Annotated in this window: 9 protein-coding genes; 6 read left to right on the plus strand and 3 right to left on the minus strand. The window is 51.9% G+C overall.

Going from position 1 to position 14382, the window contains the following annotated elements; all coding sequences use genetic code 11:
• Positions 1-71: 71 nt before the first annotated feature.
• From J3P35_RS05485 to J3P35_RS05500, 4 genes are read left to right on the plus strand one after another with little or no spacing between them, the layout of a single operon-like run.
• On the plus strand, positions 72-4103 hold the full coding sequence (locus tag J3P35_RS05485; protein ID WP_246849984.1) for a response regulator: 4032 nt from the start codon (positions 72-74) through the stop codon (positions 4101-4103).
• The gene (locus tag J3P35_RS05490) at positions 4093-4923 is read left to right on the plus strand and encodes a CheR family methyltransferase (RefSeq protein WP_210463344.1); all 831 of its coding nucleotides are present in this window, start codon (positions 4093-4095) and stop codon (positions 4921-4923) included. The genes J3P35_RS05485 and J3P35_RS05490 overlap by 11 nt, the downstream gene beginning before the upstream one ends.
• Complete coding sequence (locus tag J3P35_RS05495) at positions 4923-5495, plus strand: chemotaxis protein CheB (RefSeq protein WP_210463345.1); 573 nt, start codon at positions 4923-4925, stop codon at positions 5493-5495. The genes J3P35_RS05490 and J3P35_RS05495 overlap by 1 nt, the downstream gene beginning before the upstream one ends.
• Complete coding sequence (locus J3P35_RS05500) at positions 5485-6705, plus strand: sensor histidine kinase (protein ID WP_210463346.1); 1221 nt, start codon at positions 5485-5487, stop codon at positions 6703-6705. Before J3P35_RS05495 ends, J3P35_RS05500 begins: the two co-directional genes overlap by 11 nt.
• Positions 6706-6712: 7 nt before the next feature.
• Here J3P35_RS05500 and J3P35_RS05505 read toward each other — a convergent pair whose 3' ends face one another.
• The 3 genes from J3P35_RS05505 to J3P35_RS05515 all read right to left on the minus strand — a co-directional run bounded on the left by J3P35_RS05505 (position 6713) and on the right by J3P35_RS05515 (position 10549).
• The gene (locus J3P35_RS05505) at positions 6713-7282 is read right to left on the minus strand and encodes a thioredoxin family protein (protein WP_210463347.1); all 570 of its coding nucleotides are present in this window, start codon (positions 7280-7282) and stop codon (positions 6713-6715) included.
• A gap of 334 nt (positions 7283-7616) precedes the next feature.
• On the minus strand, positions 7617-8705 hold the full coding sequence (locus J3P35_RS05510) for an acyltransferase family protein (RefSeq protein ID WP_210463348.1): 1089 nt from the start codon (positions 8703-8705) through the stop codon (positions 7617-7619).
• Between the two features lie 971 nt (positions 8706-9676).
• A complete protein-coding gene (locus tag J3P35_RS05515) occupies positions 9677-10549 on the minus strand; it encodes an AraC family transcriptional regulator (RefSeq protein WP_210463349.1) in 873 nt (290 codons plus the stop codon).
• Between the two features lie 658 nt (positions 10550-11207).
• Between J3P35_RS05515 and J3P35_RS05520 the strand changes: the two genes are divergently transcribed.
• Positions 11208-13079 carry a sodium:solute symporter family protein gene (locus J3P35_RS05520; protein ID WP_210463350.1) on the plus strand — a complete coding sequence of 624 codons (1872 nt, stop codon included), beginning with the start codon at positions 11208-11210 and terminating at the stop codon, positions 13077-13079.
• 51 nt (positions 13080-13130) lie between these two features.
• A complete protein-coding gene (locus J3P35_RS05525) occupies positions 13131-14351 on the plus strand; it encodes a glycoside hydrolase family 130 protein (RefSeq protein ID WP_210463351.1) in 1221 nt (406 codons plus the stop codon).
• Positions 14352-14382: the final 31 nt, after the last annotated feature.

Genomic DNA, 14382 nt, shown 5'->3' on the forward strand with positions numbered 1-14382 from the left:
CTAAACAAACCACAAAGATTGTGCAGGGCATTTTATAATTTGCGTGCCTTATTACTTCCCCCTGTTACTTCATGCTTGAGATGAAACTGATAAAGAATTTAAAAATAAGGGATAAACTCTCCATTGTCTTAACCCTGCTCTTGGTGCCGTTGCTGTACCTGGTTTTCTCCACCATAAAAGTGGAAGTAGAGGCAAACCAAAGGTTAAAGCAGGAAGCGGTTCAACTGGAGGAGTCAGAGAGAATCTCCGGCTTCGTACACGCTTTCCAGAAAGAGCGGGGCCGTATTCTGGCGGCGGTGGATGGTAACGCCAGATTTTTAGCTGAGGCACGGACTGAAAGAAGCAAGACAGATGCCGCCGAAAGAGACCTGAAGGAATTTCTGGAATCCTCTGGCCGTGTGTTGCCGGAAGTTGCGCTCCTTAATGATTTAAAAGAATACCGGAACAACCTTGACCAGAACAGGTTGGACGTAATGGCCTTCCGGCGGTACTCCACCAATTTGCTCTTTAGTTTCCTGGACAGAATAGACGCCAATGCCACGGGGCTGGGGAATGTGGAGATCAGCCGGCAGTTAGCCAGTTTCAGAAATCTCGCCGAGGCCAAAGTTCAGTTGGGCAGAATCAGGAGTTTGCTCATGAAGGTAATCCCCGAAAAGCGCTTCTCATATGAAGACTACGCCCAGATCAAGATTCAGATAGAGGCCTATAATCGTTCATTGGCGGCTTTCTACCGGTACGCCAGACCTGCATCCAGCGCAAGGGTACAGCAGCTTACTTCATCAGCGCAGTACAGAACCGTAGACACCATACTGCAGGACATCACCGCCAACCCTGCGCTGGACTTAACCTCTTTCCAGCCAGAGGCTATCTTTAATGTCTTTACCCAAAGCATTGAAGAGTACCGGAAAACCGAGGAATTCTTGATCAGTAAGATCAGGGAACAGGTGAACCAGGAAATCAGCCAAAAGCAGCAGTACCTCGTGGCACTCACCATCATTATGGTCCTGATTCTGGGATTGGCCGGGTTCCTGTCTTTCTATATTTTCAATCTTATTTCCTCTTCGCTTTCTACCTTAAAAACCGCCGCCGACCGCATCAAGTTGGGCGCGACCGATGTAGTCATTGACATTGACAGCAAGGATGAGATTGGCAGCGTGGCCAGTTCTTTCAGGGAAGTGGTGGAGAAAAATATTGCGCTGTCTAGGGTGGCCAAAGCCATTGGGCAGGGGCAGTACGAGGTGGAAGTGGCCGTGCAAAGCGACGAAGACGTGCTGAGCCACGCCATCAAAGACATGAAGGACAACCTGCAGACCTTCACCACCGAGAACGCCAACCGCAACTGGGTGCTCACGGGCGTTTCTGAGCTGAATAATCTTGTAAGCGGTGAAACTACCATGGAGGGCGTGGCAAAGAAAGCCATTGCTTTCCTCTGCGACTATACCAAATCTGAGGCCGGCATTCTCTACCTGCACAACGACAGCGGCCAACTGGAGCCCGCCGCTGCGCACGGAGTAGCTTACAGCAAAGAGCAGCTGCCCGCCTTCGGGATTGGGACCGGTAAAGTAGGCCAGGCCGTGCAGGAGCGGAAGGTAAAACTGCTGGAAGGCGTCGCCGAGGAGTACCTGAAAATAAAGACCGGCTTGTCTGAAGTAGAGCCCGCCAATATCATCATTGTGCCGCTTTACTTCTCGTCCAACGTGGTGGGTGCCTTAGAGCTGTGTTCCCGTCAGTCGTATGGAGAGTTGCAGCAGAAGTTGTTTGACACGGTTTCGGAGCGAATTTCGGTCATCATCCACACCCTGAAAGCGCACTTACAGACGCAGGAACTGCTGTACGAGACCCAGAACCAGGCCGAGGAACTGGAAACCCAACAGGAAGAACTGCGCCACTTAAACGCCGAGCTGAAAGCCTCCGAAGAGGAACTGCGCGTGAACCAGGAAGAACTGCAGGAGAAAAACGCCGAGCTGGAAGAAAAAGCCCAACTGCTGGAAGAACAGTACGAGGCGCTCCAGTCCAAGAACACGGCGCTGGAAGACGCCCGGCAAGCCATAGAGCTGAAGATAAAGCAGGTAGAAACGGTTAGTAAATACAAAAGCGACTTCCTGGCCAACATGTCGCATGAGCTGCGCACACCGCTCAACAGCATCCTGATTCTTTCCCGTCTGCTAGCCGATAATGTGGAAAACACGCTTTCCACCAAGCAAATAGATCATGCCCAGATTATCCACAAATCCGGGGCAGACCTGCTCAAATTGATCAACGAGATTCTGGATCTCTCCAAGATTGAATCGGGTATGATCAAGCTGGAAACTGAGGAAATCAAACTCAAAGACATTTCGCTGGCGCCTATGTTCCGGGAAGTGGCCGCTAAAAAGCAGATCACCTACCGGGAGAGCATCCGGCCGGGCAGTGTGGAAGCCATTGTCACAGACCGCTTCCGGCTGGAGCAGATCCTCAAAAATTTCATTGGCAATGCCATCAAGTTCACCGGCGAAGGCGGCGAGGTGGAGCTTTCCATCTATCCGGTGAGCAACCGGCCCAAGTTCCGGTCTGAGCAGTTGAGCGAACAGCCGGAGATCATTGCTTTTGCGGTGCGTGACACGGGCATTGGTATTCCCAAAGACAAGCAGGAAATGGTGTTTGAGGCGTTTCAGCAGGCAGATACGTCTACTACCCGCAAGTACGGCGGAACGGGCCTGGGCCTCACCATCAGCAAAGAACTAGCGTCTCTGCTGGGCGGGGAACTGATGCTGGAAAGCGAGCCGGGCCAGGGCAGTACCTTCACCTTGTACCTGCCGGCTAACCCGGTTACGGTTGCCAAAAGGCAACAACCACAGCCTGTTAAAGAGCCGGTTTCTGCCCCGGTTTTGCCAAACAAGGCCGAAAACGCCCACCAGGTGCTGGACCGCATGGAGCAGAAAGACAAGAAAGACATCTCGGTGCTCATTGTGGAAGACGACAAAGGCTTCAGCGATATACTGGCAGATTTTGCCAGAGCCAAGAAGTTTGTAGTGCACCAGGCGTTCACCGGACAGGAGGGGCTGCGTCTGGCCCGCCTGGAGAAACCTGATGCCATGCTCCTGGACGTGCATCTGCCCGATATCACCGGCTGGGAAGTGCTCCGGAAAGTGCGGGAAGACCGCGACCTGCGCCACCTGAATGTGCACGTCATGTCGGCGTATGACAAGGAGGTGATCAATGAGCACGGGCACAAAGAAGAATACCTGCCTAAGCCTGTGACTTTGGAAATGCTAAACAAGGCTTTCTCGTCTATCTCAGAAATGTCGGGCACGGCGCTGGAGAATATCTTGATTGTGGAAGACAACGAGATTGAGAACAAGGCGGTGGCCGAGCTGCTGTTGGCGCACGGGTTGAAATCTACTTCGGCGTATTCCGCCGAGGAGGCCGAGCAGATCCTGGCCAAGCAGAAAGTAGACTGCATCATCCTGGACCTGAACTTGCCCGGCATGAAAGGCTACGAGTGGATGAAGAAGCTCAAGTCGCAGACCGCCCTCACGGATATTCCTATCGTCATCTACTCGGGCAAAGACCTGAGCGAAGAGGAGGAAGCCGACCTGAAGGAGTTCGCCAACACCATCATCATCAAAAACGAGTATTCTTATTTGCGGCTGCTGGATGAGGTGCAGTTGTTCCTGCACAAGGTGAACCAGAAACTACCCTCGGGCAGCGAGTTCAAGATGAAGTTGCACGTGCCCAAAGAAGTGCTGCAAGACAAGAAAGTGCTGGTGGTAGATGACGATGTGCGCAACATCTACTCACTCAGTAGCTTACTGGAGCAGCACGGCATGGAGGTAGTGACGGCGTACAACGGCAAGGAGGCCATCCAGAAACTGGACACCGAGAAAGGCATTGACATGGTCATCATGGACGTGATGATGCCCGAGATGGACGGTATTGAAGCTACAAAACGAATTAGGGAAAACCCTCGTTTGAAGCAATTGCCAATCATTACGCTCACCGCAAAGGCCATGAAAGAAGACAAGGAGAAGTGTATTGCCGCCGGGGCATCAGACTACATTGCCAAACCCGTAGACACCGACAAATTATTGACCTTAATGCGGGTGTGGTTGTATGAAGCTTGAGGCCGATGCGCTTTTTGAGCAGGCGGTAGAAACGCTTATCCAGGACATCCATGCACAGTACGGGTATGATTTCAGCGGCTATGCGCGGGCCTCGGTGTACCGCAGGATCAGGCGGTTTCTGGGTAACAAGAACCTGGCGTCTATAGAAGAACTGCGCAAGAACTTGTTCCAGGATTCTTACTTCTTTGAGAATTTCTTGCAGGAAATCACCGTGAACGTGACCGAGATGTTCCGGGATCCGACGTTCTTTCTGGCGCTGCGCGAGAATGTGATGCCCATTCTGTCTACCTACCCGTTCATCAAGATCTGGGACGCGGGCTGCTCTACCGGCGAGGAACTGTTTTCCCTGGCCATCATCCTGAAAGAGGAAGGCCTGCTGGACAGGACCAAAATCTACGCCACAGACATCAACCAGAAAGTGCTGAAGCAGGCGAAAGAAGGCATTTTTCCGCTAGCCAACATGGCGGCTTACACCACGGCTTATTACGCTGCTGGGGGTAAAACCGAGTTCTCCAGCTACTACACCAGTAACTACGGCAGCGCCAAGTTTGACGCTTCTTTGGTGAAGAACGTGGTGTTCTACCCGCACAACCTGGCCACCGATTCTTCTTTTAATGAGTTTCACTTGATTCTGTGCAGAAACGTGCTCATCTACTTCAACCGGACCTTGCAGGAGCGGGTTTTCGGTCTGTTTGATGAAAGTCTGGTGAGTTTGGGCTACCTGGCTTTGGGCAAAAAAGAGACCCTGGCCATGTCACAGATAAACGGCAACTACACCTGCGTGGATAAAAGTAACCGCATTTACCGCAAAACCACCTGATGAAGAAGGAGGCAAAGGTGATTGTGATAGGAGGGTCTTGGGGCGGCATCAAGGCTTCGCAGGCCATTCTCAAGCAACTGCCCGCTTCCTACAGCATTCCTATTGTAATGGTGCTGCACCGGCTTCGCCACTTTGACGGCAATTTACAAATAGTGTTTGAGAAACGGGTGGCGCTGCAGGTAACCGAGGTAGAAGAGAAGGAAAAACTAAAGCCTGGTTACGTGTACGTGGCGCCGTCTAACTACCATGTGCTGCTGGAAAAAGACCAAACGTTCTCGTTAGACGTTTCAGAACTGGAGAACTACTCGCGTCCGGCCATAGACGTAACGTTTACCAGCGCGGCAGATGCGTTCGGGTCCAATACCATTGCCATTCTGCTGAGCGGGGCCAGCAAAGACGGCAGCGCCGGCCTCAAGTACATTGCGGAAAGAGGCGGAACGGTTATTGTACAGGACCCGCAGGAGGCTGAAGTAGACACCATGCCCCTGGCCGCTATTGCCCTGGTGCCAGGTTGCCAGATAATGAATTCAGAGCGTATCCAAGCTTTTTTACTTTCTTTGCATGACCACTGACCAATCCCTTACCGCTCCCATGATTTCCCCCGAAGTACAAGCCGTTAAGATTCTTTTGGTAGATGACAAACCAGAGAACCTGGTCAGCCTGGAGAGCTTGCTTTACAAGGAGGAGGAGGGGATTACCTACCTTTTTGCCGAGTCTGGCGAAGAGGCCCTGAAAATAGCCTTGCAGGAAGAACTGGCCCTCATCTTACTGGACGTGCAGATGCCCGGTATGAACGGCTACGAGGTGGCCCGCTACCTGCGCGATATCTCCAAAACAAGGGACATTCCCATCATCTTCGTGACCGCCATTGACGAGCAGGATACCCACGTGATAGAAGGCTTTGAGGCCGGCGCGGTAGATTTCCTGTTTAAGCCCCTGCACCCGTACATCACCAAAGCCAAAGTCTCGGCTTTTGTCAAGTTCTTCCTGCAAAGGAAAGACCTGGAGAAAGCGAATAAGCTGGCCCTGGAGATGAACCAGGAACTGGAGGAACGGGTGAAAGAACGCACGAAAGAGTTAACCCGGGTAAACAGAGACCTGGATAACTTTGTCTATACCGCCTCGCATGACCTGCGAGCGCCCATCCACAACATAGAAGGGCTCATGGCCGCCTTGCAGGATACGCTGCAGGAAGACACCATTAACCGCGAGGAAGTAGCGCCTATCCTGGAAATGATCAACAACTCGGTGGACCGTTTTAAGGCTACTTTACAGGATTTAACCGAAATCGCGAAGGTGCAATATGAAGCGGCCGGCAAAAACACCGTGCGCTTTGACGAACTCCTGACCGATGTGAAAGTACACATCAAAGACCTGATAGAAAGCGCTCACGCCACCATCACCGCCGATTTCTCCCAGGCCCCGGAAATCTTCTTCTCCAGGAAAAACCTGCGGAGCGTTCTGTACAACCTGGTCTCCAACTCCATTAAGTATAGATCACCGGAACGCGCGCCAGAAATACAGGTGACGACCACCAAGGTAGATTCCTACACGCTTTTGACTGTGCAGGACAACGGCCTCGGGCTAAAGAATGAAGACAAAGAAAAAGTATTCGGCATGTTCCAACGCGTACACCTGCACGTGGAGGGAACAGGCGTGGGCATGGCCATCGTAAAAAGGATAGTGGAGAACTGCGATGGTAAAATTGAGTTCGAGAGTGAGTTAGGCCAGGGCACCGTCTTTAACGTGTATCTGAAGGAAACACCCAACGGCAACTGCTAGAGCAAGCCTATTGTAGCGTGCCGGAGAGCATACCCACCAATTCTTTTTGAAGGTCCTCGCCTTTGTTTGCGTTGTACCAGTTCTGGATCTCAACTTTTATTTTCTCGAACGGGGCTTTCTCCTTCTTCATTTGGGTAAATACCAGCTGGCAGTCTGCGGGGCGCGGCCCCCAAGTTCCCAGATCATTTCCTTCCTGGTTCCGGATGATTAGTTTCGGGATGGACCTTGTGCCATTGGTAAGGTATTCCTCAATCCTGAAGGGGGCCGCATCCCTTAGCTCGTAGGAAACCGATATAAGTGCATTCTTCCGCGCTATCATCTCTATGAAGGGGATATTATGGGCCGCATCGCCGCACCAGGGCTCCGTGATCACAATCCAGTTCTGAGGCCGGTCTATTTTGCCTACAACCTCCAGGATCTCCTCAGATAGCTTCCCTGTCTTGAACCAGCGGTTCATGCGTGCCCAGTTCAAATTTGTGTAATCCAGGTAATCCGGATTGTCATAGGGTGGCTGCTGTTCTGCGGCATCTTTTTCCAGAATACCTTTAAAGTATGCGCTGTATTCCTGATAGTTCATGGCCTTTGTTTTTGGTAAAGATGACGGAAGCCGTCGCCGTTTCTCCTGATTACTTGTGAAACGAGCCTGGCTGCTGCGTCCGCTTCCCATATATAAGTAAATTCTCCGGTAAATTAACTTATTAATAATTCACAATTCGTCTTCGTCTAGCCCTGGATAGAATCCAAATATTCTAATAACAACCAGTTTTATAAGAGTGTTTAATCAACTGGTGTCCCCGATAGGTCTGTGGTAGTGGAGACAGTGATTTAACCTTAGCTCAGGTAAGAAGACCAGGCCTGTCTATTTTTAGCTTGTTTTCAGGAAAGTAGCCTCAAACCATGGTGAGGTGTTTTTAAGCGGTTTGCTGAGCAACACTTTTGGGTGCTTCCTTTTTGAGGTGTCTCTTTAAGTTGGAAATCGGTAGTTCAAAAAACTTCCAGGAAAGCCAGGCAAGCAGGAAAAGCAGAACCAAATTCTCTGATAGGAAGAAGTAGAAGTTTCCCTTGATTTCCTGAGGAAGGGGTAGGGCTTTGTTGAAGCTGTGCAGTAACCTTGCGCTATGATTGAATACGGTGACATGGTAGAGGTAAATGCCGTAGCTTATCTTCCCCATCAGGAGCAGAGCCCTATTTTGAAAAATCCAGGTTAGTTTTTCGTTTCCGGTATCTCCCACGCTTAAGAAATAGGCTATTGCCCAGGATACAACCAGAGCTACCAAGGTTCTGTGGTGGGGCGAAGGAAAGTCTCCCCATAGGTTCTGGCCTGCAATGACCAGGATGCTGAACGGGCCAAGCACACGAAGCGCTTTGTACACCGTAGGGAAAATCTGGTTCTTCTCTACCACTACCCAGGCCAGGAACGCGCCTATCCCCAAGGCATCAAAGCAGGTCTGGGGTAAAATCCAGAGGAATTCTAAATCTGGGGTAAGTTTCTGACTTATGATTCCTGCAAGAATAAACGAGACGATGGTGTGCGATAAGAACTTCTTAGGAATAAAGAGGATGATCAGCGGCCAGAAAAGATAGAACTGTTGCTCCACCGACATGGACCACAGGTGCCCCAGTTCTCCCCAATACTTGTTACTGTACATGTCAAAGTTGGCGGTGAAGTTAAGGTAACTGCTGTACCGGGGAACGGAGTTTGGCTCCAGTACATAGGTCAAGAGGAGCGTGAGGTAGTAGGCCGGGAAAATCCTCAGGGCTCTTTTAAGGAAAAAATCAGAGAAGACTTTTCCTTTATGGGTGCTACTGACTTCGGCTCTTCTCCTGTCTTTCAACAAGATCATCGTGATAAGGAACCCACTAATGGTAAAAAAGATATCTGGCGCGAAAATGATTAAGGATAACTGATGGAGGAGGGTGTCAGCGGGCAGGCAATGGTTGCAGAGAACAAAGAAAATAGCGATGGCCCTTAATGAGTCTAACTGCTTGATGTATCCCATAAGCTCCCATAATTAGAAGTTAATTACCTTACTCTGTTAGCAAGAATTCAAAAGCTTCTGATGCTTTCTGATCCGCATATTGATCTGGTGTTTTAACTCCATTTAGGGGAATCAAGGCCATAAACGTTTGTCTATTGCGTTAAATCACCTTCAGTAACCAGACTGCTATGGTTTAGAAAAACAAAACTGCTGGGGGATTGTCTTGCTAAGTTATATTCTGTGTTGGTAAGATGCAATACTGTTGTGTTAAATACTTACTTCTAGCTAAACAGCCAATTTGTATTGTTTACCAAGGATGGCAGGCAGAAAACTATGGGTTGGCTTTTACTTGAGGATTCTTGTTTCGCTACTTTCCTTAAGGGCTCTGGCTTTCGTTTTTAGGTGTAGTGATCAGAAGTTGGTCTAAACTGATGGACTACCTGGTGCTTAGGGGATAGATAAGGACAACAAAAACGCCCCGTAACAGCTAGTTACAGGGCTTCTCTTAAGATTGGTGGAGATGAAGAGAAGGCAGATGCTCCGTGTAAGAAAGAGATCGTTAACATCTGCGGCGTCTCGCCTAACGGCGTGATAAAGCCAGGGAGTCCTAATCGCAACCATGTCATAGATAATTCCAGCCTGGCTGCGCCTTGTCATAATTCATTTTAGCCATCTATGCCAACAGAGTGGTTAGGTTTTCAACTCCAGAAAACTACCTCCATCAGGAGCTCACATATTAGTGTTAAAGTATTGCAATCCGGCGAAATCAGACCCCTCCGGTCAAATCCAAAGCCTTCCAATCGAGTAGTCATACCCCCGCCTATTAAATACAAACCTTGCGTCCGTAGGTCTCAAGTGATTTATTGTAGCCTTATCTACAGCCATAAAACCATCTGTCTCCAAGTTTGGTAGATATTGATGGCTTCTGTTTAAGTTGACAGGAACCACTACGCGGTAGATGAATAGCGAATTAATAAACTCTTTGGATGTTTTTAGATGAAAACTCGGGAGCCAGAATAATTTTGCCTAAACTCTTTGGGAGTGCAGCCATTCTTTCGTTTAAAGATTCTGTTGAAGTAAGAAAGATTGTTGAAGCCACATTTTAAGGCAACCTCTGCTATGGTCACCGTAGTGTTGATTAGCATACGGGAAGCATGCCCTAATCTAATCTCATTTAGGCTTTCTATGAAGGTTTTACCTGTTCTTTTTTTGATAAAACGACTAAAGGAAACCTCTGGCATGTTTACCACCTTTGCTGCATCACCTAGTGATAACTCTTTGTCATAATAAGCCTGCATAAACTCGAACACTTTCTCAATCCTGCGGCTATAGTAGTTAGATTGATCAGATGAGAAAGAGCTGTTGGAGAGCGTTCGCATGTTCCGGGAAATGGATAGATCATGTAAAATGGAAATTAGCTCCAACACTGAGTCAAATCCTCTTTTTTGGGTTAGCGCCTCCAACCTGGGCTTAAAAGCTTTGCAGGTTTCATCAGAGAACGAGACGCCTTTACTTGCTCGCTCTAAAAGTGTTCTGATAAAGATGAGTTGATTGCGGCGCAAAAATTTGTCATCAAACAAGTCCCGATGAAATTGGATTGTGATTTCCGTGATTTCTTTGCCTTTGCATTGGTGCGTAAACCAACCATGAGGTAGGTTGCTTCCCACTAACACCAGTTCATAATCATTAATGGACTCTACATTGTCTCCTACAATCCTTCTAGCTCCAGCTGCATTGTAGATGAAGTTCAACTCAAAGTCTTCATGGTAATGAAGCGGAAAATTAAACTCACTCTTCACCCTAGGAAACAGGGTAAAACAATCATACTGTGTTAGTGGAGTTATCTCGTGATAAATGGCACCCATGCTTCTTTAAAGTTAGCTCAATAGATGAGTGTGTAAAATAAATATGGTATTATGATAAAATAGTATCAATTGGTGCAGGGGTGAATTCTTAAATTTTGCTCTAAAAGTTATCCATCGTAGAGTAAAGCAGCCACTACAAGATTTTGCCCATAATTGTGATTTGCATAATGGAAGAGCTTTGATATGGTGCCCTAGGTACTTTATTAGGCAAAATTACAACAAACTTAGGGTGTTATTTTATTATTGATAAAATGATTTCCAATGTCACCTCCGGAACACTGCCCTGAAAGTAAATGAATTTCTAGTGTAAAAATTGCTTCAATATAGTCTCAGAGTTATTAATTGATAAAAAAGTATTAATAACTAGATTGAAAGCTATATACTTTTGTGAAGGACGTATGAAGCTCCTCAAAGCTTATGATAAGAGGGCGGTACTGTTCTCCTGCATCAACGCAAGGCGCTAAGCAGCCAAGGGGTATTCAGCGCCTTTAAGACATTTTTAAATACAAGGCTTAGGCGCTCGCCGGTATTATTTTATCAAAGCTGTTGGCTTGAAGCTCAGGTTGATAGATCTGATTTCAATAAGCGCAAGAGAAAGTAAGCCGCCTAATAGGCAGACAGTGACACATGTGTTTCAAACTAATCTTATTAACTTATTATGAAACTAACCGCGCTTGACCTCGGGATCATCTTCGTCTACCTCTTTGCGGTGGCGGCCATCGGGCTGGTGCTGCAGAAGCGGGCCAGGGCCAACAAGGAGGCGTACATGCTGGGCGGCAACACGCTGCCCTGGTACGCGCTGGGCCTCTCCAACGCCTCGGGCATGTTCGACATCTCCGGCACCATGTGGATGGTGATGCTGGGCTTCGTCTACGGCCTGAAGAGCGTCTGGATCCCCTGGCTGTGGCCCTCCTTCAACCAGGTCTTCCTGATGGTGTTCCTGGCCGCCTGGCTGCGCCGCTCCAACGTGGCCACGGGCGCCGAGTGGATGCTCACCCGTTTCGGCCGGGGCCGCGACTCGAACAGGTCCCACGCCATCGTGGTGGCCTTCGCCCTTTTGAGCTGCCTGGGCTTCCTGGCGTACGGCTTCATCGGGCTGGGCAAGTTCGTGGAGATCTTCGTGCCGTGGTCCGCGGTGCAGCCCTACGTGCCGTTCACTATCCCGGCGGAGTTCGTGCCCCACTTCTACGGCATGCTCTTCACCTGCTTCGCCGTGTTCTACTCGGTGCTGGGCGGCATGGCCAGCATCGTCTGGGCCGACGTGCTACAGTACGCCATCATGACGGCCGCCTCCGTGGTGGTGGCCGTGCTGGCCATGGACAACCTGGACACCGCCCCCTTGAACGTGCCGGAAGAGTGGAGGACGCCTTTCTTCGGGGCCACCCTCGACATGGACTGGACCGGCATCATCGACGACGTGAACGCCAAGGTCCGGTCGGACGGCTACTCGCTCTTCGGGGTCTTCTTCTCGCTCATGGTCTTCAAGGGCGTCCTGGCCAGCCTGGCCGGGCCCACGCCCAACTACGACATGCAGAAGATCCTCTCGTCCCGCTCCCCGCAGGACGCGGCCAAGATGAGCGCCTTCGTCTCGGTGGTGCTCATCCCCACGCGCTACCTCATGATCATGGGTTTCACCGTGCTGGCCATCCTCAACTATGATCAACTGGACCTGCAGTCGGCCTCCGGCATCGACTTCGAGCGGATCCTGCCGGCCGCCATCCAGCGGTTCGCGCCCACGGGCGTGATGGGCCTGATCCTGGCCGGCCTCTTGGCCGCCTTCATCGGCACCTTCGCCGGCACGCTCAACGCCGCCCAGGCCTACCTGGTGAACGACGTGTACCTCAGGTACGTCAACCCCGGGGCCGGCAACGCCACGGTGACCCGCATGAACTACGGCACCGGCGTGGTGGTGGTGCTGGTGAGCATGGCCCTGGGCTTCCTGGCCAAGGACGTGAACAGCCTGCTGCAGTGGATCGTGGCGGGGCTGTACGGCGGCTACATCTCGGCGAACGTGCTCAAGTGGTACTGGTGGCGCTTCAACGCCAGCGGCTTCTTCTGGGGCATGCTGGCGGGCATCATAGCCGCTTTAGTCTTCCCCTACTTCACCGAAGGGCTGGACCTCTACTACTTCCCGTGGCTGCTCCTGATCTCCCTGGCCGGCAGCATCGTCGGCACCTACCTGGCCCCGCCCACCGACATGGAGACCCTGAAGGGCTTCTACCGCAGCGTGCGCCCCTGGGGCTTCTGGGGGCCCGTGGCCCAGCAGGTGAAGGCCGAGGACCCCTCCTTCGCGGAGAACAGGGACTTCGGGCTGGACATGTTCAACGTGGTCATCGGGGTGGTGTGGCAGATGAGCCTCACGCTCCTCCCCATCTACCTCATCCTGACCATGTACACCGAGCTGATGGTGACAGGCGGCATTATGCTCGCGTGCAGCGCCGTCCTGAAGAAGACCTGGTGGGACAGGCTGCCCCATGACGGCGACTCGGTGGCCGCCACCCTCAAACGCAAATTAGTCTCTGTTTCCTGAACCATCACCGGCTGCAGATCACAGAGCCGACACCATTATACCATTTTCCCCATGAAGAATACCTTCCAGATAAGACAGAAAGAGTTGGAGCAGTTCCAGGCCGAGCTGACCGCCAGAAAGAACGAGAGGCAGCCCCTGGGCAACGGCATCTACGACCGATACAAACATCCTATTTTAACGAACCAGCACGCCCCGCTCGCCTGGCGCTACGACCTGAACCCTGAGACCAACCCGTACTTCATGGAACGCATCGGGGTGAACGCCGTGTTCAACGCGGGGGCCATCAAACTGGACGGCAGGTACCTGGTGGTGGCCCGGGTGGAGGGCCACGACCGCAAGTCCTTCTTCGCCGTCGCCGAGAGCCCCAACGGCGTGGACAACTTCCGCTTCTGGGAGAAGCCCATCACAATGCCCGAGACCGGTGAGCCGGACGTGAACGTGTACGACATGCGCCTGACCCAACACGAGGACGGCTGGGTCTACGGCCTGTTCTGCACCGAGCGCAAGGACCCGGACGCTAAGCCCGGCGACGAGTCCTCGGCGGTGGCCCAGTGCGGCATCGCCCGCACCCGCGACCTCATCGCCTGGGAGCGCCTGCCCGACCTGAGGTCCACCTCGCCCCAGCAGCGCAACGTGGTGCTGCACCCCGAGTTCGTCCACGGCAAGTACGCCCTCTACACCCGTCCGCAGGATAGCTTCATCGAGGCCGGTAGCCGCGGCGGCATCGGCTGGGGCCTGACGGATTCCATGGAGAACGCCGCGGTGGACGACGAGGCCATCATCGACCCGAAGGCCTACCACACCGTCTACGAGGTGAAGAACGGACAGGGCCCGGCCCCGCTCAAGACCGACAAAGGCTGGCTGCACCTGGCCCACGGCGTCCGCAACACCGCCGCCGGCCTCAGGTACGTGCTCTACCTGTTCCTCACCGACCTGCAGGACCCATCAAAAGTCATCGCCAAGCCGGGCGGGTTCTTCCTCGCGCCCGAGGGCGAGGAAAGGGTGGGCGACGTCTCGAACGTGGCCTTCGCCAACGGCTGGATCCTGGACGGGGACGGCACGGTGTTCCTCTACTACGCCTCCTCCGACACCCGCACCCACGTGGCCACTTCCACCCTGGAGCAACTCCTGGACTACGTTTTGAACACCCCCGCCGACGGGCTCCGCTCGGCCGCCTCCGTGGAGCAGATCAACCAACTGGTGGACAGGAACAAGGCTTATATCCAAAGCAAGAAGCACGCGATGGCCCCTGAACTGAACGGCGCGAACTGATGGCTACCGCTTCCGATACTTCTTTGACCCA

Origin of the sequence: Rufibacter roseolus, from assembly GCF_017916365.1 — a bacterium.
GTDB lineage: Bacteria > Bacteroidota > Bacteroidia > Cytophagales > Hymenobacteraceae > Nibribacter > Nibribacter roseolus.